The sequence below is a fragment of the Criibacterium bergeronii genome (assembly GCF_001693775.2).
Classification (GTDB): Bacteria; Bacillota; Clostridia; order Peptostreptococcales; family Filifactoraceae; genus Peptoanaerobacter; species Peptoanaerobacter bergeronii.
Genome location: NZ_MBEW02000009.1, coordinates 24,285 through 48,852 on the forward strand (window position 1 = coordinate 24,285; position 24,568 = coordinate 48,852).

Consider the following 24,568-nt stretch of genomic DNA (forward strand, 5'->3'; position numbering starts at 1 on the left):
TCCCTTATATTTAAAAACCTCGCAATTTCTCCCATCCATCATAAAAAAACTTCGAAACTATTCTTGTGTTTAACTTTACTTCTTCTTCTGTTTGAGAATGTATTATAATTTCACACAATGCATTAATATAAGCATGGTTTAACAAATGCATTGCATCTTTAGGGACTTCTGATTTTATATTCTTTTTCTTTGAAATAATATGAAACGCTTTATGTCTATTTATATCTTCTTTTTCCACAAGAAGCTCTATAAAATTATCATATTTCGTTCCATATGCTTTGTATATCAAAAGATTAAATAATTCTTTCCTACTAAACATATATAGTGTAGATTCAATTGAACCCTCAATATTAATTTCTGCTAAATCTTGTCCATAATTTTTTTCTATATCTCGAAAAGATTCCTCTTCAAACTTATCGTAAAAACCTAGAAGTTCTTTTGCCAATGGTGCAACCAAACTGACAAATAAATCTTCTTTATCATTAAAATGTCTATAAAAGGCTCCCGTAGTAACCCCTGCATCTTTACAAATTTTTCTTAAATTTGAACGCTCATAACCGTCATTCAAGAAATTAAGTTTTCCGCTCTCTATAATTTTTTTATGTGTCAAGTCAAAACCACTTGTATCTGTCATGTTCTCACCTCCTTGACTAACGATTCAATTCATTTGTTATTCCTCGGCGATAACTTAGTTATCATTTTACCTGATAACGCATTTTTTGTCAAGTTATATATAGATGAATAAATAAACTTATGATATACTGTTTTATAAATCAAATACTCGCTTAATGCTTGTTATCTAATTTGTTCTTTTGTAGAGCAAGCACAGTAAGTGTACGGACACTTACGAAAAAATTGATGAAGCAGACCTTCGGGATCTGCTTCTTTTTTTATCAATTTTTAACTTGTTATAATCAAAATGCCTACTATAAAAAAGCACCGACAATAGTTCTATAGTCACATTCCATAAAAATTGTTTTTGACAATAGTACTGTTGTTATGCCAATCAAAAAAAATTGTTCTATTACTACAGCCTATACTTTTCCAATAGTCAAGACCTATATCAGAACACAGAAAAAGGAATTTCAATAAATTATCCATTTACACGAAACCACTTTATTTCAAACCTTTTATATGGCTTTAATCATTTATTATTGACAGTCGAACAATAGTCTTAACATGAAATTTTAAGCTATTTTGAAAATTATATATTCCTAACAAAATCCATCAAATTTATAAGATTTATAACATTTCTATCGTTTCAATCAAGTTATTTTTAACTAGGATATTTATTAACATCTCTATAATTAATTTTATTTTTTTATAATAGCCACTTGTTTTTTTCCATATACTTTTGAAGTAAATTTATTATATTCGCCTGATGATCCCCATTTCCCTGCAATAACTATAATCTTATCTCTATTATTATATATTTCAGAGCGAATCTTTTTATAATTATCTTCGTCTGAAAACGATAATACAAATGCATATTTTTTACTGTTAATAGGTGATGCTAAATAAACTTCCTTCTTCTTATCATCGTATAGTTTTCCATCTACGGTCGCTTCAATTATCTTATTTCCAAAACATCCTTTTAGGTATCTGTATTCACTTCTATCATCTAATATCATTGAGCCTATTTCTTTACCTCCATATGTATTTCCAACAGGAAAACTTTTACACAAAGAATATATTTGTCTTAATGTTCTTAGTGGGTGTGCACCAGGTTCACCAGTCCCGTGTGCAGAACAAAGACTTTTTTGAGATGATTGTTTGGTGTTGCATAAAATATTATTTATTGCATCTTCATAATCGAACTTTGATTCATCAAATTTACTATTGTCAAATTCTGCAACAGCACTCCCATATGGACAGTTTTCAATATGCTTAAAATCAGACTTGGTTGCTCTAAAATAAGCATTTTTACTTCCATCAATTGCACAAATATATAATTTTGCATTACATACAGGATTAGGACAATAAAATTCCTTATTTCTATCTTCTTCTATTGCCCGATTTGCACAAATAATATCTTTTCTTTCTTTATCTCTGTACGCATATTTAGCCATACCCTTACCTCCCAGTTTATAAAAACATATTTTATGACAATAGTTCTGCTGTCTCCATACACTAAAAAGCCTCTTTGACAATAGTTCTATAGTCTCGGCACGAGAAAAAAGTAGTCCTATGGTTACACCTCTTGATTTTTCAGTGGTCAGAACTATTGTCAAACGCTCTAAAATCATAATGTAAACCCGCTGTCCAAACCTATGCATTTTTCTCTAAATGCTTTGATTTCAAGGCTTTTCTATACTTTTTCTTCTTACTTTCTTGACAGTAGAACTATAGTCTCCACATGGCTCGATTGCTCCATCTTGATGTCTGCATATCGACCAGTTACCCCTTACTACCGAAAAACGGCTCCGTTTGTAATCGGGAACTTGTCAAGGGCATTTTCGGTTCACGAGAACTTATCAACAATCCACTTTGACAGTTCACGGGAACAAGTCGAAAACTGCTCTCTTTCCTATAATATGCGATTTCACATATCTGCCCATCGCCTCAACCTTGATTCAGACTTTATTGCCACTGCCACCATGCTTACCTTTTGTTACAACGAACAGGGCAATACTGGCCAATGTTCCTCCGACGCCAAGCACTCCGTTTCTTACATTTGCGTTTCTCTCGCGTCTGCAGTTATCACATAATTTATGCTTATTTGTGCTTACAAGTTCGCATCCGCAGTTTTTACAATAACGGATTTCTTGTTCCTCATTCTTGCTCATCTGGTTCGCCTCCGTTTTCATGTTCAGCCGTCAATAAGCTGTGGACGGTATAATCGATTCTTTCAGTAGGATCAAATGCTGTAATTCTTGCAGCTATATCCGTAAATTTATCCACAACCTCAATCCTTTTCTGTGATGAATTTTCGTTAAGCAGTAACAATGTATCGCGGTCATTTAGCTTGTTCTCTAAGATAAACGACTTAAATTCCTCCAAGCACTCTTTGCATGGCTCATATTCACCCAACATTGCATAGCCTTCACATTCTGTCTGAACGGAATTTGTAATATAGACCAACGCCTGAAATGCATCTATGGCCTTCCTGTTGACGTCCTTCTCTCCCTTGAAATCCAGCATCATTTGAAAATCAGATTTCTTGGAATGCTCCGTAATATGATACATGTTTTGAGAGAAATTCCTCATCAGCACTCTTTTTGCGTCAGTTGCGCTATGAATAACGTTCAACATAGCCGCTTCTCGCAGTTTCGCGTCCTGAATTAGTCTCGCCTGCATCAACTTATCCCTTGCCCCTTCAGCCATCGCAAGTCGGTCATTCTGAAGCTCAACGTGTATTTCTCTGATGGCATCGCCAACATATTCTATCTCGTCAAGAATCTGCGCCATAACCGCGTGCGTTGACAGATTGTTTAAGGACTGCGTGAGGTTAGGCGTCAAAGTCATGTCCTCAAGTCTCACCTGTTTAACGAATCCATCTGCATCACGAATTGTTGGTAATATTTCTCCCTGCTTATCAATGGTGAATCGATAGATTCCCTTATCTATTAAATCCTTCACATAGGAATCCATCTTAGCAACCATGATGTGATCTTTGCCTGCCATGGCTCCTATTACTTCTGCAATTGCAGGAAGCTTTACCTTGATATTTTCCCACTTACCAAAATACTGAATAAGACTTCTATTATCTTCATATGAAATAATGCTTAGGTCTCCGCGATTCGGCTGCCACTCTTCAATATCATATTCGAAGATTGGAACCATCTCGTATTTGTCCTGCTCACTGATTGGCCTCTTCGGATCGGCACTTTGAAATCCACAATGCGGACACTTCGTAGCTTTATCTGATATTTTTGTCCCACACTCCGGGCATAGTATTCTGCTCATTTATTCACGACCTTTCCTTTTTATTTGATGTTTCATAAGAGGCCTTGTAATTTTTGCGAATTTATTAAACCTACTCGAATACAATCCACCGCTTCCGCAGGTCTCGTCTAACAAGACGCTATCTTTGATACAATGTGCTTCTCTCGAATATGCATCCCGATGCCTGTAGAAAGCCTTATTCTGCGGGCTTCTTCACATTTTAAAGGGCATAAACCGGCCTGTGAAATTACTCCGATATGCTGTTGCTGTCGCTGTGCTCATTCCGGCTGCGCCTCCTTTCCGAAATCCCTAAAGGGCAATCCTTAAAAAGTATGGGTATCCTTTAATTGTGTGAGGAAACCTTAAAAGGTTTAATAAGCCGCTCTCACTCAATTCGCTTTAACAGCTCCTTTGGCGACAACTTCCAAAGTCCTCTCTCTTGCCTTAGCATATCCACTGTTCCATGATCGATAATATAATCCTGAGCTTCCTGCTGTGAAAATCCCTCGGTGCTCATAAGATAGGACTCTAATTCACAGCACGGATAATTTATCGTTCTTTCAATTCTAATCTGTTCCTGAGCTTCACTTTCCCTGAGACCGTAGTACTTTTGAAGAAGACGAACTATTTCAGTGTCCTTTATTTTTGACTCATACAGCGCAGCAGCTAGAATCGATATGCCTGCTTCTCGCTCCTGTTGTGCCGTTTCGTCATCGTGACGTAGTACAGCTTCTCGTGTGGTATCAAGCAAAAAGTATCCTGCACCCGCAAGATAATCTCCAAATGTCTTAGCCATTACATCCACCACCTTTACTCGTCAGTTTGTTTGTTATACGACTGCTCGATTAATTCCATCACATCGTCGATCTCAGAGGTGTGCTCAAAGAAGACCTCGACGTCTCCGTTGCCCCATCTGCCGAGTCCGGTAATATCCCGGCAGATGCCCTTGGGATCGTGAATCTCTGAAAATTTCATATTCAAAGAGATACGAAGGCGCTGCTTCTGAACCACAATATCCACGAAGTTTGTATCCAGCTTGTAAGCAATATACAGCTTCTTGAATTCACGCTTTACATTCGGCGAAAGATTGCAGATTCTTCTGTCGATCATATCGAAAAGCGTCTTTGTAAAAGCATTGATGTCGTATGAGTCAATCGTGTACTTCTGAGCTGGTTTCTCCTCGACCTGATAAGGTGCCAGCTCGGCATCAGTAATCTCCGGGTATTCCCATATCTCTTCTGCCTTATCTGCAAGCAACTTTGCACGTTCTTTTATGTGCTGTTCATTCCATTCTGTCAGCTTTACCAGATAGGCATTAAGGCGCAGAGCACTTTCTTTGAACCCGCCTTCCATATCCATCTTTACCATAAATGGATTATCGCTCATTTCAGAGTTATATGCTGTCAGCGTCAGGTTTCCAATTGTATGTAGATAGGTTTTCTGAACCTCGCGCCAATTCGCACCGAGCATAGCTTTCCACTCATCACGCGGATTGCTATTCTGCGGCATAATGTGCTCAATCGTATAGTTCTCAATAATGATCGGAGACTTGTTTCCAAAGTTCTCAAGATGGCTGAGGATAAAGTTTCTGGAGCGCATGTTGTAAATATCGCGGGTAACAAATGCCTTCTCGAACTTCTCGTCATCTGGGAACTCCTTATAGTCATCACGCAGGACAAAGAAGGCCTTGATGGAATTGATGTAGTCATCAGATTTGATCTCATTTCGCAACGTAGCAAAAGTCTTATTCAGAGAATTTGTCGGAATATCGCAGATACTTCTACGGAAAACATAGCTGATGCACATCTTGATGATTTCAATCAAGTTCTCGTCTGTAATAATTCCTTCTGCACAATCATTATGCACTTTGAGCAGGAACGGGAACGCTACCTCCATACGAAGGTCACCGATATCTGAATACAGCGATTTCAGAGCAGAATTGCTGCTTCTGCGGAATACCATATTCGTGTAATAGGTGGCATAAGTTAGCAGGTCGGCGCATAGCTCCCGAATGGTCGCAAATTCGCAATTCAAGTGATATGCCTTGAAGCCTTCATACACATGGTCAATCTTTGGAATCCGCGTAGTTTTCATTGTCAGGTAATCACGGAAGAATCTGTCCATGACGGAGTCCTGTTTTTCATAATCGAAGAGTAATTCCATCGGTCGCCACATATGCTCATAGACATAGCACTGCTCCGCTGGCTCCAATCCCATAAGAACATAGTTCCTAATCAGATCAGATTCCGATAATTCCTTACCAGTGGAATTAAGGCTTTCAAAGATGGCCTGTGCGTCATCCACATTTCGATCCAATGTGATATTGACAATTTGGAGCTTTCCGATGGCCTCGTATACATCCTTCGGCTGCAGTTCCATGTCAGAAATTTTACCAGCAAAAAAGTTATAGTTTGAAAGAATACGCGACATACCGGGATCGCTGATAGGCTTCTTTTCAACGAGACAGATCAGCAGATCACGATCTGTCTCAGTAAGAAGCAGCTTATACCTCTCATCGCTATCCTCGTACTCATTCTTCAGAAGCATATTATCGATACGCTTGGCGTTGATGGTTCCATCTTCTGGATGTGCTTCCGCATAGTCCCGCAAAGCAATCAGAAGCAGACTCAGTGTGGTCAAACGCTGCTGGCCATCGATGATCATGTATTTTTGCACGCCCGTCGGCATTGCCTGTTCCGCGATATTCACAATGGAACCGACAAAGTGCCCGACCTTATTCTTTTTCTGCATATCAACGATGTCATTCCAAAGGCGGCTGCACTGTTCTGTCTCCCAGCTGTAGTATCTCTGATATACAGGAATCAAAAATTGCTTGTTTCCATTCAAGATGGCATAGATGTTACCTTTTGTCGCGTCCATTAGGTCAATCCTCCTTCTTTGTTCCGTATGGCGCAGGTTCTTCCGCTACCATCTGTAAATCCTGTGATCTTTTATTGAAAGCCTCCGCGTAACTTACTACCCGACGATCCATATCATTATTATCTGTCCACAGCTCACACTGAAGCATTACTGTTGCAACAGCATCATCCATGCCTTCCGGCGGATACTTATGCTTTTTCAAAAGGCGTTTAATCATCATACGCATCTTGGCTCGCGCAGAGTCTCTCTTCTGCCAATCGATAGAACGATTCTTCCGAAGGGCTTCTGTCAGTTCTTTTGTAATTGCAATGAGTTCCTCGTTTTCGTAGAAGTCCTTAATTGCCTGCGGCTTTGTAAGGGCATCATAGAATGCAAGCTCGTCTTCAGATAGGCCAAGTTCATCACCGGCGTCATGAGCCTCCAGGATCATCTGTGCCATCTTCAGGAGTTCTTCGATAACTTCCTCGTTGGTAAGCATTCCATTCAAGTACCGGTTCATCACGCCCTGAATAATCTCACTGAACTTTTCGGATTTAACTACATTCGTGCGTCTGTATATCTGTACCTGCTCAGCAATCAGCTTTTTCAATAACTCGACTGCCAGATTCTTCTCCTTCATCTTTGAGATTTCCTCAAGGAATTTAGGATCAAACAAGGAGAATTCCTCTTTAACATCAGAGAACAAATTGATAACACCATCGCTTTTGATGCTGGATTTCAGAAGTTCATTGATCCGAGCATTCATTTCTGGCAGAGATATCTTCTTTCCCTCGCCCTGATTCATTAAGCGTATAACAAGCACGCGAACAGATTCAAAGAATGCCGCCTCGACTCTCAGGTCACGTTCTACAAGCGAAGAGCAGAGAGACAAAGCCTGACGCAACAACAGCGCCTCTTTGATGAAGTCCTCGCGTTCTCTTTCCTTGTCAGCGCCCACAATGAAGTTAACCGCACCAGTGATGGCTTTCGAACGTTCAAGATCGGTGGCGTTTGTAAACTTAGAATAATCATATCCGTGGAACAGATCGCGGCAAATGGAAAGTTTCTCAAGGAATTTCGGATATGCCACTTTGGCGATATCGGTATCACCATAGTTCTTTTTATCACGAGCTGTGTAGTCATTCATGGCCTGCTTCAACGCTGACGCAATACCAACATAGTCAACGATCAAGCCGCCTTCTTTATCCTGAAAGACACGATTGACGCGGGCAATAGCTTGCATCAGGTTATAGCCATGCATTGGCTTGTAGACATACATCGTGGCAAGGGAAGGAACATCGAAGCCGGTCAGCCACATGTCAACTACAATGGCGATCTTCATTTCACTATCGTTATCTTTAAACTCCTTAGCCAGCTCATCCCGGCGATGCTTGTTTCCGATTATCGCACGCCATTCTTCTGGGTCTTTATTGCTCTCGGTCATAACGACCTTGACCTTTTCTTTCCAGCTCGGACGTAATTTCAGAATCCTGTTATAAATTTTCATAGCGATGGCACGGGAATAAGCCACGATCATCGCCTTGCCAGTCAGCAAGTCAGCACGGTAATTTTCGTAGTGGTCAAGAATATCATTAACCAGTGAATCTATTGTCGCATCATTTCCAAGAACGGCCTCCATCTGGCCGAGCTCTTTTTTGCTCTTTTCAACCACTTCAGGATCAGCATTATTTGCCATAATGTCGTATTCCTGATCGATAAGGTGAAGCGTAGCTTCATCGAATTTCAGCTTAATGACGCGGCTCTCATAGTAGACCGGTCTTGTAGCTCCATCCTCTACGGCCTGTGTCATGTCATAAATATCGATATAGTCACCGAAAACCTCACGGGTATTTCTGTCCTTGGCAGCGATAGGAGTCCCGGTAAATCCAATATAGGTAGCATTCGGAAGGCTATCACGAATGATACGTGCCGTTCCGACCTTTATCTCACCGGTCTTAGCGTCGACTTTTTCCTTCAATCCATACTGGCTACGATGTGCCTCATCAGCCATAACGATGATGTTACGGCGCTCGGAAAGAGGCTCAGATGACTCTTCAAATTTCTGCATTGTTGTAAAGATGATGCCGTTTGCCTGCCTGCCATCCAGCCAATCCTTGAGGCCGATATCATTCTTTCCAGATGTCTCTGTCAGTTTCCTACAGGTCGCATGCACCGGTTCCTGACGCAGAAAATCCTTACACTTTGCAAACTGACCATAGAGCTGATCATCAAGATCGTTGCGGTCTGTGATTACCACGATAGTTGGGCTATCCAGCGTTTCCTGCAGAAGGTGCGCATAAAAGACCATAGACAGAGATTTTCCGCTGCCCTGTGTATGCCAAAATACGCCACCTTTACCGTCGGTAACTGTAGCGTTCTTTGTGGATTCGATAGCCTTTCGGACTGCAAAATACTGGTGATAGCCAGCCAGAATCTTAAACTTCTTCAATCCCTCATTAGAGAAGCAGATGAAATTTTTGATGATGTCTAGCAGACGCTCTTTTTCAAACATTCCCTCAAAGAATGTATCAAACTGAGCATATTGCGTATTTTCATAGCTGCCGTCTTTGGTTTTCCATTCCATGAAGCGATCTTCACCGGAAGTGATGGTTCCGGCCTTGCTGGTCAGATGATCGCTGATGACGCAGATGCAGTTATAGATAAACATCGACGGGATTTCCTGCATATAGTTTCTGATTTGCAGATAGCCCTCAGACGCATCGGTCTCCTCGCGTGATGGAGACTTGAGCTCTATAAGCACCACGGGAAGCCCATTCAGGAACAGAAGCACGTCTGGGCGCTTGTTGCTGTTTTCAATAAAAGTCCACTGGTTTGCTACGACAAAGGAGTTATTATCAGGATTTTTGTAGTCTACAATATAGACGAGGCCGGAGCGCTCCTCGCCCTTAACAAAATACCGGACTTCGATCCCATGCTGAAGATAATCCATAAAGAGTTCATTCTTCTGGACAAGTTCAGCATTTTCAAAATTCTTCAATTTGAACAGCGCATCCGTAATAGCATCCTCCGGCATTTTCGGATTCAGTCTGTGCAGCGTTGCTATCAACTCTTCTTCATATAAAGGGCTATGGAAGTCACGCTCCAAATTCGGTGCGTAGACATACCTGTATCCCATGTTCTGGAATAATTCGATTATCGAATTCTCATAGTCCGCTTCAGTATAAAATCCTGACATGAATCTCACTCCTTAGTCTTATTTTCTTACATTATCCTCTTCTTAGAGGTGTTTTTCATTCATCTTTGCTCCGTTTCAAACAAGAATTTAGAGCAACAAGCTCAGGCTCTATTTAAGGCTTGGTTTGTTGATTTTGAGCTTAATTCTGGAATTATGCCTTCGCATTGGCATATCTGTCAACTTGGTTCTGTTGCAAGAATTTCAACAGAAGTGTTTTCACCATCAAAAAATCCAAATGTTGAAGTGGAACATTATAGCATTCCGTCATATGATGAGAAACGCTATCCAGTATTTGAAAGCTCGGATGATATTAAGAGCAATAAGTATCGTCTTACACATAATTCAGTAATGATTTCAAAACTAAATCCGAATACCAAAAGGATATGGCGACCATACTGCATTTCAAATACGCCTGTATGCTCAACTGAATTTATTGTTTATGAACCAGTAAAAGTTTCATATCGAGATTTTGTTTATTCGATAATTGATAGCGAGAAGTTTTCCAACTTCTTATGTGCGCACACTACTGGTTCAACAAACAGTAGGCAGCGTGTGACACCGAGCATTACTTTGAATTATGATATAGTTTTGCCTGATGATGAAACTATCTGTATGTTTTCCTCTATCGTTTCTCCAATGTATGACACAATTGAGAATAACATTAAGGAAAATCAATTATTAGCTGAAACCCGTGACAAACTGCTACCAAAACTGATGTCCGGCGAGCTTGATGTTTCAGACATCGACCTCTAAGCCGCTAAATTCTTGTTTATCTGTGTATTAAGTTCGATTTTTTCATCTATTTTTCTGAGATAATAAACGATTTTTTTTTGAATTTCCATTCGTGGTAATAACAAGGTCACAGCATTCAGATTGGCTTGACTAAGCTTTGGTTGTGCTGAACCTGTAACATGTCCTGACAAATCCATACTATTTATCAAATAGCACAAATAATGTGTATCACACAGATTATTGCCCGTTACAATGTGTGCATGATTATTTACCCAAAATTGACCGTTTACTACCTGTGCGATGTTTTGTTTCCTGGATTTTAAGTTTTCACCATCCTCAGCAATCAGTAAAAAAGTTCCATCAAAAATATAATCATCTATATAATCAATGACCCCTTGTGCGCCATAATAACGGTATTCACCTTTCCGTTTCTCCCTTTGGGTTCCAGAGAGAGGAATTCTCTTCTTATCATAATTAATGCTGATTTCATCAAAGCGGTATGCTCGAAGTTCCATATGCTCACCTTCCCTATCTAACCTATATATTTCCTATGAGCCTGCTTTACATTGCTCTGCTTGACCATTGCGTATTGCAAGGTCGTATCAATCCTCTTATGCCCCAAAAGCTGCTGTAACTGCTCAATCGGCATTCCTTTATCAATTGCCATCGTTGCAAGTGTTCGTCTGAACTTATGCGGATGGACTTTTTCTATGTCAAGTGCTTTGCCCATTTCTCTCAACCGACTCTCAATGCCACCAATTTTAATTCGCTCATGCGGAGAGCGCAGAGTGACGAACAATGCCGGATTATCATCCGTTCTGCTGTCAATGTAGTTTTGCAGATGAATCTTTGTCCGAGCATCAAAGTATACGATGCGTTCCTTATCGCCCTTACCGAAAACCACACACTCCCGCTCGTTAAAATTGATATCCGCTTTGTTCAACAGAACCATTTCACCGATACGCATTCCGGTAGAAGCCAGCATATCAATCATCGCCAAGTCCCGGAGCTCTGTGCAGTTGTCACGCATTTTCTCCAAGTCCTCATCCGTGTAGGTTTCCTTTATATTAGTTGCCGTTTTCACCTTGTGGATACGGCGGACAGGACTTTTTAGAATATAGTCCTCGTCTTCCAACCAGGAGAAAAAACTGGATAGAATCCTGCGGATATTATCAATCGTCACGCGACTGGACTGGTTCTTGCTCTGATAATCTGTCAGATAGGAACGCAAGTCCTCCGTCTGAATGTGGCGGATACCTTTGTCTATCGAAGCAACCATCGTTTCAATGGTTGTACGATAATATTTCAGCGTTTTCTCTGAACAGCCTTCAATCCGTTTTGCTGAAACAAAAGCGTCTATCAGCTTTGGGTTATCGTCTGTATCTTTTTTTTCTGTCTGTACTGTAATATCACAGCCAAACAATGTGTTTTCAAGCACACTTTGCAACTGCTGCATTTGTGCGTTGTCCAGGTGTGGCAGCATTTGCTGCACCACCTCTGAAATAATTTGTTGTTTCATAGGTCATTCTCCTTCAAATTTATTTTCCAGAGAACGACTCAACGGCAGTTCTGTTGGCTTTATCTCCCGCCGTTGGTGGGAGTATTTAGGTTAAACAAGAATTTAGCAGCTTAAAGGTCGAGGTCGGATACATCCAGCTCGCCAGACATAAGCTGAGGAAGTAATGAATCACGGAGTTTTGCCAACTTTGTTGATTCGTCAATATTATTGGCGATTTGACGATACATTGCCTCAGCAGCATTGGCAAGTGGTGCAAGCTCATCCAAGTTTGATGGAAGCGGCAATTCAAACTCAGGTAATGCCTTCTTACTAAGATGTAGAACAGTAGTGCCATTGACATATCCAAGAGCATGAGCTTTGAACCTACCACTCTGTAGCAACGCGGCAAGTAGGAATTTTGAAATACCATCCTTCGGAAGAACTTTGACAACATCCATTGAGAAAACGATATCCCTGTATCCTGACAAACTCAGAACAGGCTCTGCATTTCCGATAACCTCGGCATTTTGAGTCAGGTCGGTATGAGCTACAAGTGTATCAAACAGCTCAGCATGTTGTTCCGGCTTTAATTTGGCAGATGGTTGAATTTCCTTGTAACCATCGAGTTTAAAACCACCTTTGCGGTCAAAGTTTTTAATTGTAGCCATTGCTATGTCGGATTCGATGAGCTCGGCACCTTTATATGAGTAGCCGCTAACAAAGTCAGCTATTGATGATAAAGGAACCACAGACCATGTATCAGGTCGCTTGTATCCGAAAGGTGCGTAGTCTATTAGCCACGAACGGCAAAGAACTTGTATTTGCTCTTCTAAATTCTTGTTTATATCATTGTTCACCTCAATTTTGTCATCAATTGTCTTTACAATAGCTACGATTCCTTCCTGAACTTTCTTCTCCGGAACTACAATACTCATACGCTTTAAATCTGCAATCGTAACGTGACCGAGACCAGTCGTCTGCTTATTCGTTGCTATCTGCGTAAAATGCGGCTTCAGATACTTAAGTAAATAGAACAAAAAGTCTTTTGAAACCATAGTTTCATTTGCTGTTACCTTAAAAATATGCTGGTTCAACCAGCCATCATACAACTGGTATTTATACACATCTATGGATGTCTGCGGGTTTCCCGACCACGAAAAGAGTAGATCCCCTCGGTGCAACCGTACCTCTTCACCATAATCACCCTTCGTAAAAGAGGTGTTTGAGCTTATCCCATTATTAAGCTCTGCAATTTTAATTACAGGTACTCCTTCTTCTGAAAAGTTGATCTTTTTGAAAGCAAGGCCATTTTTCCAAATAGCCAAATCGAACAGAGGTCTTCTCATGCCGGGAAGTGAAGTTTTTATGTTATACAACGTATTTTCATCAAAGTTCATAACCAATTGCCCCCAGCTTTCTACGAATTTCGTCCTCAAGTTCATGAGAGCGTTCAAACATATTGGAAAGCTCCGATGTCAATCTGGTCATTTTCTCTTCGAATGGTTCGCCGTCATCTTCCTGCTCCTCGATACCAACATAGCGTCCCGGAGTCAGAACATAGTCCTGCTTTGCGATATCCTGTATGGTAGCTACAGAGCAGAAGCCCTTTTCATCCTCAAGGGTGCCGTTCTGGAATGCCTCGAAAGTATCTGCGAGTTTTTGAATATCTTCCTCAGTAAAATCACGATGCTTACGGTCTACCATGTGTCCCATCTTGCGGGCATCAATAAAGACCGTCTTGCCTTTCTGTTTTTTCCCTTTTGAAATGAACCAGAGCGTCGCAGGGATAGTTACGCTATAGAAAAGCTGCGGAGGCATTGCGATGATACCTTCAATCAGGTCATACTCGATAATTTTCTTTCTGATTTCACCCTCGCCACCACTCTGGGAAGAAAGCGCACCATTTGCGAGAACAAGGCCGATCTTACCATTCGGTGCAAGATGATGGATCATGTGCTGAATCCATGCAAAGTTGGCATTACTTGCAGGAGGAATTCCGTATTTCCAGCGAACATCGTCCATCAGCTTATCCTGTCCCCACGGATTGTAGTTGAAGGGAGGATTGGCCAGAATAAAGTCTGCCTTCAATGTCGGATGAAGGTCATTCGTAAAGGTGTCTGCATGATACGAGCCAAGGTCGGCATCAAGCCCACGAATCGTAAGATTCATGATGGCCATCTTCCATGTGTCCGGATTGGCCTCCTGACCATAGATTGAAATCGATCCTCTGTTGCCGGAGTGTGCCTGAATAAACTTTGCGCTCTGTACAAACATGCCCCCACTGCCACAACAGCAATCGTATACGCGGCAGTTGGTATAAGGCTTCAGGATAGACACAAGCGTATTTACAATACTTGACGGCGTATAGAATTCACCACCGCCTTTGCCTTCCTTTTCAGCGAACTGAGCAATGCAGTATTCATAAGTTCTGCCGAGGACATCTCGGTTACCTTCGGTCTCTCCCATATCCATATTGGTGAAAAGGTCAACCACGTCTCCGAGGACTCTCTTATCAAGATCAGGGCTTGCATAGTTCTTCGGAAGCACATTCTTCAGTTTTTTATTGTCGGCCTCGATAGCACGCATAGCGTTATCAATAACCATTCCGATCTCCGGCTTATGCGCTGCGGCAGCAATTTTGTTCCAGCGGGCATCCTCCGGCACAAAGAAAACATTGTCCTCCAGATATGCATCCGGATCATCCTCGAATCCATCTCCTTCGGCCACCAGTTGCTGATATTTCTTGTCAAATGCCGTGGAAATGTACTTCAGGAAGATAAGCCCGATGATCACGTTTCTATATTCTGATGCGGGGATATGCCCCCACAGCACGCAGGCCGCATCCCAGATTTGTTTCTCAAAGCCAATATTGGCAGTATTCTTGTCAGCCATTTTTATTTACCTCTTTTCATTCTTTGTCAGTTTCTTAGGAGTCGTCACGCACAAATTCCATAATGTCGCCGACATCGCAATTCAGCGCATTACAAATTTTCAGCAAGACCTCGGAATTGACGTTACCCCCATGACCGAGTTTTGCTATCGATGTAGTGCTTATCTCAGCCATCTCGCAGAGTTCTTTTTTCTTTATACCCTTATCGATCAGCAACTTAAAAAGTTTATTGTAACTAAAACGCATAACTGCCTCCTGTGTCGTCTTCATCAGTTATTGATCTACCTCCACATCATTCCAAGTGCGTCCAAACAGTGCTCCCTCGCCGGGACTCAGCTGCAGAACTTTGCTTGCTTCCATAATTTCCTGCGATTTCTTTGTGTACGATCCTTCTTTATCCATAGCAATAAAAACCTGCTTAGATGTCCCTGCATACAGCTCCATGATCTTCTCTATGGCATCATCCTCGATATGCTTCAGCATTACAGAATCGTGAGCGATGGCCGGTAACCTTGTAATCGCCAACATAGCCAAATCAAAAACTACCAATCCCTTATACTGTGCCCCAGTGCCTCCGTCTCTCGGCGTAAAGAACGTATAGTGAGAAGCGTCTGTTATTGTGAGGTTAGGCGCTGTCTTTCTCCCGGAATAAATCGTATTGTTTATATCAAACATCTTAGAGTTTATTTCCTGCTGCATAATAGCTATCTGCTCTACGACCAGCCTATCCAATTCAGCTTCATATGCCTTTGCTATATTAGAAAGCTCTGTAGTTTTTATAAAATTCTCATTTGCAGCTCGGAGCATCTTCAGTTCCTTGTCTATCGCAGCGTATTGCTCTAGTACCACTTTTGATAAATCCGTCGTCTTAGCCATCTGAGAGATTTCGGCTTCAATCTGCTTCATTTCCTTTTCGATCAGATCGAGTGCAGTCTGCATGTTTTCTTCTGTCTCAGAAAACTCTTTCTTTAAGATACCGGCCAGTTGTTTATGGAACCCTTCAATAGCTTCAATCCGCTGAAGATCGACTTCTGGGAAAAAGCGAAGAAGGTCATCATAGTTCCGTTTAAAACTCTTCTTGCCGAGATCTCTGTCAACGCGGATTGCTCTAAGCTGAGACAACAAGCGCGATCTTTGCCTCTTAAAATTAGATAATTTTCCTTGTAAAACTGAAAGCTGCTCTGCCTGCATGGAATCCAAATCCAAGAGCCCGCCTGAGCTCTTTCGTGCGAGTTCCTCAGCCTGCTCCGTTAATTCGGCGATCCGAGTCTCATTTTTATCATAATCAGGCTGCTTTGTAACAAACGGGATATATTGATACTTCTGAGCCTTTTTAAATGTCGTGTACTTATCCTTCGCTTCTGTTGTGATCTTGGACTGCGCCTCAATTCCAGAGTGAAGATCGGTCAATTTCAGCAAGCCCTCTATTGCAGACTTTGCCGTCTCCTGCTTTGCCTGATGCAGCGGATGTTCTTCATCGAGCGTTTCTCTTTTATACACACGCATGGATCTGCCGATAGCATTTCTGAAAGTTAAACCAGCCAGATTCATATCATAATGAGTCTGTAAAAATGACAAGTATTGATTCAATGAAATTAGGCCATCTTCTATCGGTTGATAATCCTTGTCACACTTCTGGACATTTTTGTAATCCACATTAGAACGATAAAAATAATGTTTACCATCAGCAAATTCGAATGCAAAGCAAATCCGGTGTTCTCCGACTTCGGTCTGTACATCGGTCAATTTTTCCACATAGTCGTCTCCACCAAAAATGAAGTCGATAATCATAAGGAATGTGGACTTGCCTATAGAGTTCGAGCCGGAGGCACTTCCCATTACCGTATTTAATCCCGGCTTAAGAGATATGCGACCACGCGGTCTTCCGTGATCTTTGAATTTATCACACATTACTTCAACCAACATAGTGCAGCATACCCCCTTCCTCAAATAGTTCAATCTTTCCCAAAGCGTATAGGCAGTCCAGAATCTCTAAGAACTCGCCAACATCTGTAACCTTGGATTTCACCTTTTTATACAGATCGTCTGGTCTCAAATCCTCATTCTCCAAGCAGCTTAGAACTGCCGGAAACTTTGCTAATATACTCGCCTGATAAGGCGTCACCTTACTTGGAAATTTCACGGAACACCTCACAGTTCTGTATAAAATATGCGACTACGATATGGCACGCTCGCATATTTCTACCACCCACACCCGATTTGTTTTTGATCCACTCAGCCAGCGCGTTTACGATTTCGTCTTGAGAAAGCTGACCGTTATCCAGCTTCTTATAGGCTGTTTCAACTTCAGAGGCAATAAGGTCAAAGTCACCTGTTCCATCTCTGTCCATAGCAGAGAACAGCTCATCGATATAATTGTAATAGCGAAGGACACGAGTCATCTCGTCATTCTTCAACAAGTGGTTCTCCGGAAGAATTTTCTGGTCTAACCGCAATGCATCCAGCGGAAGCTCCTCCAGTTTCGTATCGTCGGTTATTCCTGCTAAGCCCATACAGCACACTTTGAATTTCGTCTTCAAGGGCAGCGTCGTTAATATCGACTCGCAAAGAGTATGCAGCCGACAAGCGATCCTTCATTTCTCGGAGCTGGACATAATCCTCCGCTGTTGGCTCAATTTCATATTCTTCAGCATGATCCCGGCACAAGGCGATCCTATTGGCTGGAGCATCCACGCGCTTTGGTCTTGGTATCAGTGCAAACTCCGATGCGCACCCGGAAATGTCGCTGGGGAATATGTTTACGACCTCATATTTTTTCACTGGCGTATTCTTCACGTATTCCACAAGTGGAGCATGACATATCGGGCACTCATAATCGGCTTCAGCAAGTAAAGGTATGTCCTCACTTACGACCGGTGTATTCGATATTCTATTTTCTCTATTTATAACGTAAATCAGCAACTGACCAAGGAACTCGGCCTCCTTCTCGTTTTCGAGAAGTATGGCCAGTTCCTTTTTCTTTTTAGCTGCAATTATTTCATCGTCCTCAACAGCTCTGCCCATAGCTTCAAACATATCGTCGCTTACCACAGGATTCAGGAAAGGGATCACCATATCTGAGCAATGCTTCTTTGCCTCATTAATCATTTTTCGAGTCGTACAGGCGTTTTTTATTGCCTTCGGGACATCTACTTTTCGTTTTAGAAGATCACTGATCAATGACGGTGCCAGATGAATCGGATTGCCTTTTTTGTCCACCACGCTTGGCATATCCGTAATCCAGCCCAATAAAAGCTCAACAACATCCTTGTCGTCATTGGGCGGCTGCATAGCGCTTTGTAAGTATTTTGCAAATTCAGCGAAACAAAGCTCTGTCACTGTGATCTCTCCTTTCCAATTCGAAATCCACTCGAATTTGACTCGAATTCCACATTAAATACTTCTCGACTCGTTTCCCTTAGACTTTTAGATGTAGCGAGGCCGAGAAGGCACTAAAAAAGTAGCTATAGGCGGACACTACATATTATATCACAGAGTTTCGCAAAAATAAATATTATTTGGCGTTCGCAAAAGTAAATTTTCTGTGGCGTTGAAATCTTGGCGAAAGCGGCGTGATATAAGCTCGTCAAATACTGCATCGACTGATCACCGATGGCTCAACGGTAAGCGACGGTACAACTGAACACAGACAGCTGCCTACGAGGTTTCCTCCATTCCATGCAAATCGAATGGAGGAAATCTCATGAAATCCAATGACAAAAGACGTTACTATCCACTTCGTGACCCGGAGAACCCCTTCAAGGTCACACTCACCCCTATCACCGAGGAGCAGTACCGCTCTCTCTACCCGGAGATCTGGCGCATCCGCAACCGTGAACAGAATCACGGCAGGTGCATGTGCCCGAAGCATTACCTTTGGAAATGCGATGTGCAGTGTGATCTGTGCGAGTACCATGCTCCCGACACCATATCCCTTGACGATCCGCTTCCTGACGGCGATGGCACTCTTGGCGATTATGTTCCGGACAGCAGACCTTCTATAGAAGACATCTATGCTGACCGCGATCTGCTGAAGCGCCTCATCGACCGTTTCCGCGAGCTTGATCTCGATGCCGACCGTATCATCCAGATGCGCCTCGACAATCCGAAGATTTCAGACCGCAAGATCGCAGAGGCGCTCGGTCGTAAGCAGCGTACCTTTGCCGACCAGATGAAGCGTGTTTGCACAGAGCTTCATAGGATCGAGAACAAGTAAACACCACACCCTTTCCGGTCACTGTCCACTCTTGGATGATTGCCGGAAAACTTTTTTATAAAATTCTCCGCTCAAAATGACTGCTCATCTCCAGTGGAAGGTGAAGACAAGAGAAAACCGGCCTTCAGAAAGCGAGGTGAACAGCATGTACCGCAGTTACGCAGACACCGGCGGCAACGTCAACGAGGAGATCAAGCTTCTGGACTCCATCAGCTACGTATCCGCCCGATTGGCAAGGAACCTCTCACTCCTTGCCGCAAGCCAATCCGAGGAAGGAGGAAAAGAGAATGTCAAAGATGGCAGGAATGCAAGAGACCATCGAAGAGCTCCGCACAGCTGCTGCTTCTATTAATGCCGCAGCCGACTGGCTCTACCAGCAGTTTTCCGGAGACGACGAGGCACAGGCCACTGAGGCACCCGCCAAGGAAGAACCGAAGCCGGAGCTGAAGCTGGAGGACGTAAGAGCCGTCCTTGCCGAGAAGTCCCGTGCCGGTCATACCGCAGAGGTACGCGCCCTGCTTAAGAAGTACGGTGCCGCAAAGCTCTCAAAGATTGATCCGGCAAACTATGAAGCCCTGCTTAAGGACGCGGAGGTAATCGGCAATGGCAGCTAAACAGCACGCGATCCTCTCTGCATCCAGCTCCGACAGGTGGCTGCACTGCCCGCCTTCGGCGAGACTCTGTGAAACCTATGAGGACAAAGGAAGCGACTACGCTGCGGAAGGCACCGACGCCCATGCGCTTGGCGAGTACAAGCTCAAATCCGCACTGGGAATTCCTGCAGAAGACCCAACCGAGAACCTCACATGATATTCTGAGGAGATGGAGGACTGCACCACCGGCTATGCCGAATATGTGCTGGAGCAGGTCGAGGCAGCCAAGGAAACCTGCAGCGACCCGGTCGTCCTGATTGAGCAGCGTGTGGACTTCTCTCGCTGGGTAGAACAGGGCTTCGGAACAGCCGACTGCATCATCATAGCGGACGGCACGCTCCGGGTAATTGACTACAAGCACGGCCTTGGCGTCTTAGTCTCCGCAGAGGAAAATCCGCAGATGCAGTGTTACGCCCTCGACGCTTTGGAGCTTTTCGATTATATTTACGACATCGATCAGGTTTCCATGACGATCTACCAGCCGATACGCCAGAACGTCAGTACCTACGAGATCCGCAAGGATGATCTGTACAGCTGGGCGGACGAGGTCTTAAAGCCCACCGCAGAGCTGGCCTTTGCCGGTGACGGGAACTTCCTGTGTGGCGAGTGGTACGGTTTCTGCAAGGCTAAGAATGAGTGCCGTGCCAGAGCAGAAGCAAACCTGAAGCTCGCGCAGCATGATTTCAAGCTGCAGCCACTGCTGACGGACACAGAGATTGAGGTCATTCTCGGCAAGGTAGACGAGCTGGTCAGCTGGGCTTCCGACATCAAGGAATACGCTCTGCAGCAGGCCATCAGCGGTAAGGAATGGGCTGGCTGGAAGCTGGTCGAAGGTAGATCAAACCGCAAGTATGCCAATGAGGAGGCAGTCATCCAAACAGTTACAGATGCTGGGTTTGATCCATATGAAAAGAAGCTCCTCGGCAAGTCTCGCGTTGATGAACTCCTGACAGCTTACATCGAAAAGCCGCAGGGCAAACCTACACTTGTGCCGGATAGCGACAAGCGCCCGGCCATGAATACAGCAAAAAATGATTTTATGGAGGAAAAAGACTATGAATAAAAATGTAAAATTCAGCAATCCCTTGAAGGTTATTACCGGTGTTGACACCCGCTGGAGCTACTGCAACGTGTGGGAGCCGAAGTCCATCAACGGAGGCGCTCCCAAGTACAGCGTGAGCCTCATCATCCCGAAGTCCGACACCAAGACCATCGCCAAGATCAATGCTGCCATCGAGGCTGCTTACAAGGAAGGCGAGGCCAAGCTCAAGGGCAACGGAAAGTCCGTACCTGCGCTCTCTGTTTTGAAAACACCTCTGCGCGATGGTGATTTGGAGCAGTTCCAAGTGGGACATATAAAAAAACAAGGACTATCTCAATAAATACTAACGTAAGCACAAGTATAAAATAGGCTAAAGTGACTTATCAGCCTATTTATGATATAATATATCTTAACAATAAAACGGATAAGGGGTAATAATATGGCAATTTCTTATAAACCATTATGGCACTTATTGGTAGAAAAAGAAATGAACAAAGAAGACTTAAAAAGAGCTGCAAACATAACAAGCAACATAGTTTCTAGAATGAGCAAAAACTCTTATGTGAACTTAGAGTCACTAGAAAAGATTTGCTTAGCATTGGATTGCAGAATTGAAGATGTTATCGAGATTGTAAGAGGTAATTAAAATCTAACAATATACAGAAACGGCTAAGTGTAAAAATTTAGTCGTTTTTTTATTTTAATAAAGGAGATTAATATGAAAAAATTAGAACAACTAAGACAAGAGTCAAAAGAAATAAAAAATAATATTGATAATACAGAAGATAGACTAAGGCAACTAAAAAATCAAGAAAAGAAAATATTAAAACAAGACATAGTAAAAAGAAGAAAAGAAAGAACTCATAGACTAATAACAAGAAGACCAATCTTAGAAAGCATTATAGAAAATGCAGAAGAACTAACAGATGAAGAAATAAAAATCCTATTAGAAGAAGCAACAAGACAAAAGAATTTAAAGAAGCACTAAAAATAATGAGAAAAAATGTAAAAATATTATCATAGATATTATGTAATAAGAAATTAGGAAAAGGTAATCAAAAAACATGAAAAGTATTGACATTAGAACAAAATTATGTTAACTATAGTTAACCAAAGAAAGGTGAAATTATGAATAATAGAATCGAGAAATACCGTAAACCTTTAGGGTTATCGCAACATAGACTTGGGAAAAAAGTAGGGATATCAAGGACAAGTATTAATAAAATAGAAACTGGGAAAACAATTCCGAGTCTTAAAACTGCTAACGATATAGCAAATGCTTTAGGAGTTTGTATGTATAAGATTTTTGATTTAGATGGAAAAGAAACATATAAATGTCATAGTCGTAATTGTTGTTAGGAATTATATGACTATATTTAGTAAAATGGAGGTGTTGTTAATGAATTACAAAAATCCTCAAAGGTATAAGAATGGAGATAAATCATTTTGGAGTTTTACTAAACATTTATAGTATTTAATTATCGGATATAAGTTTATAAGGAGGGTTATTTATGAAACGAAGAGTATCGATATTTATTATGGCTGTCTTATTGATTATTTCTTTTGTGGTTCCCGTTTTTGCTGCTTCTAGAACTCTAGGTGTCTCAGAGATTGATCAAAATAAAACAAAATGGTGTTGGGCAGCGTGTTCAGAGATGATAGGCAAATATTATAATAGTGCTAGCAATCGTGATCAATATGATATTGTTAGGAAAATTAAGGGGAACACAAATAATCAAGGAGGAAACATTTCCAATGTTTGTGATGCAATAAAATACGCATCTGTTGACAGCGTAACTTTCAAAAGTAAAGATAATGCACTTTCCTTTAATTCTTGTAAAACGGAAATTGATAATAGTAACCCTTTTGTTATTTGGCTACAAGGTCAAAATGGTTCAATAAGTCATGTCATTGTTGCTAGTGGGTATAAGACGGGTTCCACGAACTACATTTATATCTTAGATCCATCGCCTAATATTGACGAACAATATTTCTCATATACTGGTTTGGTAAATGGTACAACTGGAACACTTGGAACACGTTGTTACGAAAGAACTGTTTTAAGAAAATAGTTAATAAAAAGCTTAGTAATCAATATGAGATAGGAGGTAGTAAACATGAAAAGAATGTTTGTTTTTTTATCAACTTTATTGATTGTGTTTGCATTTTCCATCAGTGCATTTGCATCGGATTTATCCAGTAATGTGGAAAATGAAGTTATGGATATTTCAGATGAAATTGTTACGGTTGTGAATGAAATATATGAAAATAGAGATATAAAGGTTACAGCGGAAGACATTGATTATAGTAAAGCATATAAAGTGTACGTGGATACAAATATATTTAGATTATCCACAAATAAAGCAGATAAAATCAAGGAAACTCTTGAAACTGAAAATTATATTTATTTGTTGCCAATTGATGTATCTGATGGCACTATAGTGGTCAACCTTCAAAAAGGTTTACCTTTAAGTGAAAACTCTAAAAAGGTTCTTTCTTTAGAAGAACAGCAAGAGGTTTTAGATAATGTTGGAAAATGGATTGTTTCCAGTGTTTATTTTTATGAAAACGGAAATTTGAATTTTGACTATGAAAGGAAACTAAAAAGTTTGATTGGAGTAATTCCAGAAGGCACAATGTTAGTTGGTAGCTTACCAATTTTTGAAGATGTTGTCGCACTTATTCCTAACGAGGATGGAATAATAGAAAGTATTGTTCCTCTTTCTACATTAACTAAGGAGAAGGATTTAATCAATTATAGTACAAAAAACAATTCTTATATTTATAGTTATAAACAAATAAAAGAAATTGCTAATGATTTACCAGATGAAGATCCGAATATAGCTGGAGAAGCTGCAAATATAGAAACAGATATAAACTATATTATGATAGCATTTAGTGTAGTTTTGACGTTAGTGATTGTAGCTTATATGTTTTATTTAAAAAAGAAAAAAATAAATGAGTAAAACTTAGAAAGGGGAATATATCATATGAAGAAGATTTTATCAATCTTAACAGCTTTAACATTGCTGCTTACATTTTCTACAACTTCATTTGCGTCAGAATTAAATACCGAACTGCAAAGCTCATCATTTCAGATATCTCTTGAAGAGGTACTTCAGATGGCTGATCCGGATGATATAATTTGTCAAAATGGAGTTACAACAATTCCTATTAAAGTAGATATAAATAAAGAAGTTTATACGGAAATTGTAATTAAAATTAATGGTTTAAATCGTGCGAGTGCAAAAAGTTTTTCTATGGAAGGCTGGTTTCGCTTGACTTCTAACAAAGAAATTATATCGGTGTATGGGTTAGATGGAACTTTTGAATACAATGGAAAAACATCCACACCTACAGGTTCAAGCGGATATCATAATTCAGCGCATTCTGGATGGAGCGGAAGATATAGCTTGAATAATCAAGAAAATGACAATGGAAGTGCTGTTATAACAGGGGACTACAATCTTTATAAAAATGGGAAATATAATAACAGTGCGAGTTGCAGTGCAAAATGCACTAAAAATGGACAAATTAGTTTTTCTGGAAATTATGATGAATCAAGCATAATTTAATGTTTTTTGGAGGTGAAATTAG

25 protein-coding genes and 2 pseudogenes are annotated in these 24,568 nt (G+C 41.3%); 11 read left to right on the plus strand and 16 right to left on the minus strand.

Annotated elements, in window-relative coordinates; genetic code table 11:
• Window positions 1–10 precede the first annotated feature (10 nt).
• From BBG48_RS05575 to BBG48_RS05605, 7 genes are all read right to left on the minus strand, one after another.
• Entirely contained in the window at window positions 11–634 is a 624-nt protein-coding gene (locus BBG48_RS05575; RefSeq protein WP_068912730.1) for a TetR/AcrR family transcriptional regulator, read from the minus strand.
• Between the two features lie 679 nt (window positions 635–1,313).
• A complete protein-coding gene (locus BBG48_RS05580) occupies window positions 1,314–2,069 on the minus strand; it encodes a hypothetical protein (RefSeq protein ID WP_068912731.1) in 756 nt (251 codons plus the stop codon).
• A 504-nt stretch (window positions 2,070–2,573) separates the two neighbouring features.
• Entirely contained in the window at window positions 2,574–2,786 is a 213-nt protein-coding gene (locus BBG48_RS05585; protein WP_068912732.1) for a hypothetical protein, read from the minus strand.
• Entirely contained in the window at window positions 2,773–3,906 is a 1,134-nt protein-coding gene (locus BBG48_RS05590; protein WP_068912734.1) for a zinc ribbon domain-containing protein, read from the minus strand. Before BBG48_RS05590 ends, BBG48_RS05585 begins: the two co-directional genes overlap by 14 nt.
• Before the next feature lie 364 nt (window positions 3,907–4,270).
• Window positions 4,271–4,681, minus strand: a complete 411-nt coding sequence (locus BBG48_RS05595; protein WP_068912735.1) for a hypothetical protein — start codon at window positions 4,679–4,681, stop codon at window positions 4,271–4,273.
• 14 nt (window positions 4,682–4,695) lie between these two features.
• The gene (locus BBG48_RS05600; protein ID WP_068912737.1) at window positions 4,696–6,765 is read right to left on the minus strand and encodes a DUF262 and DUF1524 domain-containing protein; all 2,070 of its coding nucleotides are present in this window, start codon (window positions 6,763–6,765) and stop codon (window positions 4,696–4,698) included.
• Window positions 6,766–6,769: 4 nt separating this feature from the next.
• Entirely contained in the window at window positions 6,770–9,940 is a 3,171-nt protein-coding gene (locus tag BBG48_RS05605) for a type I restriction endonuclease subunit R (RefSeq protein WP_068912738.1), read from the minus strand.
• A gap of 552 nt (window positions 9,941–10,492) precedes the next feature.
• Between BBG48_RS05605 and BBG48_RS10895 the strand changes: the two genes are divergently transcribed.
• A complete protein-coding gene (locus BBG48_RS10895) occupies window positions 10,493–10,693 on the plus strand; it encodes a restriction endonuclease subunit S domain-containing protein (protein ID WP_147292833.1) in 201 nt (66 codons plus the stop codon).
• Here BBG48_RS10895 and BBG48_RS05615 read toward each other — a convergent pair.
• The 9 genes from BBG48_RS05615 to BBG48_RS05655 all read right to left on the minus strand — a co-directional run bounded on the left by BBG48_RS05615 (window position 10,690) and on the right by BBG48_RS05655 (window position 18,399).
• Window positions 10,690–11,187, minus strand: coding sequence for a restriction endonuclease subunit S (locus BBG48_RS05615; protein WP_068912741.1), 498 nt, complete (start codon window positions 11,185–11,187; stop codon window positions 10,690–10,692). The genes BBG48_RS10895 and BBG48_RS05615 overlap by 4 nt on opposite strands.
• 17 nt (window positions 11,188–11,204) lie before the next feature.
• Window positions 11,205–12,191 carry a site-specific tyrosine recombinase/integron integrase gene (xerA, locus tag BBG48_RS05620; protein ID WP_068912743.1) on the minus strand — a complete coding sequence of 329 codons (987 nt, stop codon included), beginning with the start codon at window positions 12,189–12,191 and terminating at the stop codon, window positions 11,205–11,207.
• 110 nt (window positions 12,192–12,301) lie between these two features.
• Window positions 12,302–13,567 carry a restriction endonuclease subunit S gene (locus BBG48_RS05625; RefSeq protein WP_199560385.1) on the minus strand — a complete coding sequence of 422 codons (1,266 nt, stop codon included), beginning with the start codon at window positions 13,565–13,567 and terminating at the stop codon, window positions 12,302–12,304.
• Complete coding sequence (locus BBG48_RS05630) at window positions 13,557–15,062, minus strand: type I restriction-modification system subunit M (RefSeq protein ID WP_068912745.1); 1,506 nt, start codon at window positions 15,060–15,062, stop codon at window positions 13,557–13,559. Before BBG48_RS05630 ends, BBG48_RS05625 begins: the two co-directional genes overlap by 11 nt.
• A gap of 34 nt (window positions 15,063–15,096) precedes the next feature.
• Window positions 15,097–15,306: a helix-turn-helix domain-containing protein gene (locus BBG48_RS05635; RefSeq protein WP_068912746.1), complete on the minus strand. Its 210-nt coding sequence runs from the start codon at window positions 15,304–15,306 to the stop codon at window positions 15,097–15,099.
• 27 nt (window positions 15,307–15,333) lie between these two features.
• The gene (locus BBG48_RS05640) at window positions 15,334–16,986 is read right to left on the minus strand and encodes a DUF2326 domain-containing protein (RefSeq protein WP_068912748.1); all 1,653 of its coding nucleotides are present in this window, start codon (window positions 16,984–16,986) and stop codon (window positions 15,334–15,336) included.
• The gene (locus tag BBG48_RS11420) at window positions 16,976–17,215 is read right to left on the minus strand and encodes an ABC-three component system middle component 7 (protein WP_319946252.1); all 240 of its coding nucleotides are present in this window, start codon (window positions 17,213–17,215) and stop codon (window positions 16,976–16,978) included. The genes BBG48_RS05640 and BBG48_RS11420 overlap by 11 nt, the downstream gene beginning before the upstream one ends.
• A complete protein-coding gene (locus BBG48_RS05650) occupies window positions 17,187–17,573 on the minus strand; it encodes an ABC-three component system protein (RefSeq protein WP_319946253.1) in 387 nt (128 codons plus the stop codon). The genes BBG48_RS11420 and BBG48_RS05650 overlap by 29 nt, the downstream gene beginning before the upstream one ends.
• Window positions 17,467–18,399 carry a hypothetical protein gene (locus BBG48_RS05655; protein ID WP_068912752.1) on the minus strand — a complete coding sequence of 311 codons (933 nt, stop codon included), beginning with the start codon at window positions 18,397–18,399 and terminating at the stop codon, window positions 17,467–17,469. The genes BBG48_RS05650 and BBG48_RS05655 overlap by 107 nt, the downstream gene beginning before the upstream one ends.
• Window positions 18,400–18,763: 364 nt before the next feature.
• On the opposite strand from BBG48_RS05655, the gene BBG48_RS05660 reads away from it, so the two are divergent.
• The 10 genes and pseudogenes from BBG48_RS05660 to BBG48_RS05705 all read left to right on the plus strand — a co-directional run bounded on the left by BBG48_RS05660 (window position 18,764) and on the right by BBG48_RS05705 (window position 24,546).
• Window positions 18,764–19,276, plus strand: a complete 513-nt coding sequence (locus tag BBG48_RS05660; RefSeq protein WP_068912753.1) for a sigma-70 family RNA polymerase sigma factor — start codon at window positions 18,764–18,766, stop codon at window positions 19,274–19,276.
• Window positions 19,277–19,563: 287 nt separating this feature from the next.
• Window positions 19,564–19,890 (plus strand): DNA ligase, encoded by a 327-nt coding sequence (locus BBG48_RS05665; protein WP_068912755.1) that lies wholly within the window; start codon window positions 19,564–19,566, stop codon window positions 19,888–19,890.
• Window positions 19,880–20,992: pseudogene (locus BBG48_RS05670) on the plus strand (DUF2800 domain-containing protein). Before BBG48_RS05665 ends, BBG48_RS05670 begins: the two are co-directional and overlap by 11 nt.
• On the plus strand, window positions 20,985–21,311 hold the full coding sequence (locus tag BBG48_RS05675; RefSeq protein WP_456297789.1) for an ssDNA-binding protein: 327 nt from the start codon (window positions 20,985–20,987) through the stop codon (window positions 21,309–21,311). The pseudogene BBG48_RS05670 and the gene BBG48_RS05675 overlap by 8 nt, the downstream one beginning before the upstream one ends.
• A gap of 99 nt (window positions 21,312–21,410) precedes the next feature.
• Window positions 21,411–21,617 carry a helix-turn-helix domain-containing protein gene (locus BBG48_RS05680; RefSeq protein WP_068912757.1) on the plus strand — a complete coding sequence of 69 codons (207 nt, stop codon included), beginning with the start codon at window positions 21,411–21,413 and terminating at the stop codon, window positions 21,615–21,617.
• A 72-nt stretch (window positions 21,618–21,689) separates the two neighbouring features.
• Window positions 21,690–21,994 (plus strand): annotated as a pseudogene (locus BBG48_RS05685) (DUF3847 domain-containing protein).
• A gap of 105 nt (window positions 21,995–22,099) precedes the next feature.
• Window positions 22,100–22,330: a helix-turn-helix transcriptional regulator gene (locus tag BBG48_RS05690; RefSeq protein ID WP_068912759.1), complete on the plus strand. Its 231-nt coding sequence runs from the start codon at window positions 22,100–22,102 to the stop codon at window positions 22,328–22,330.
• A 152-nt stretch (window positions 22,331–22,482) separates the two neighbouring features.
• Entirely contained in the window at window positions 22,483–23,043 is a 561-nt protein-coding gene (locus tag BBG48_RS05695) for a C39 family peptidase (RefSeq protein WP_068912761.1), read from the plus strand.
• 45 nt (window positions 23,044–23,088) lie between these two features.
• Window positions 23,089–23,937, plus strand: a complete 849-nt coding sequence (locus BBG48_RS05700; protein WP_068912763.1) for a hypothetical protein — start codon at window positions 23,089–23,091, stop codon at window positions 23,935–23,937.
• A gap of 24 nt (window positions 23,938–23,961) precedes the next feature.
• Entirely contained in the window at window positions 23,962–24,546 is a 585-nt protein-coding gene (locus BBG48_RS05705) for a hypothetical protein (RefSeq protein ID WP_068912764.1), read from the plus strand.
• The last annotated feature ends 22 nt before the right edge of the window (window positions 24,547–24,568 follow it).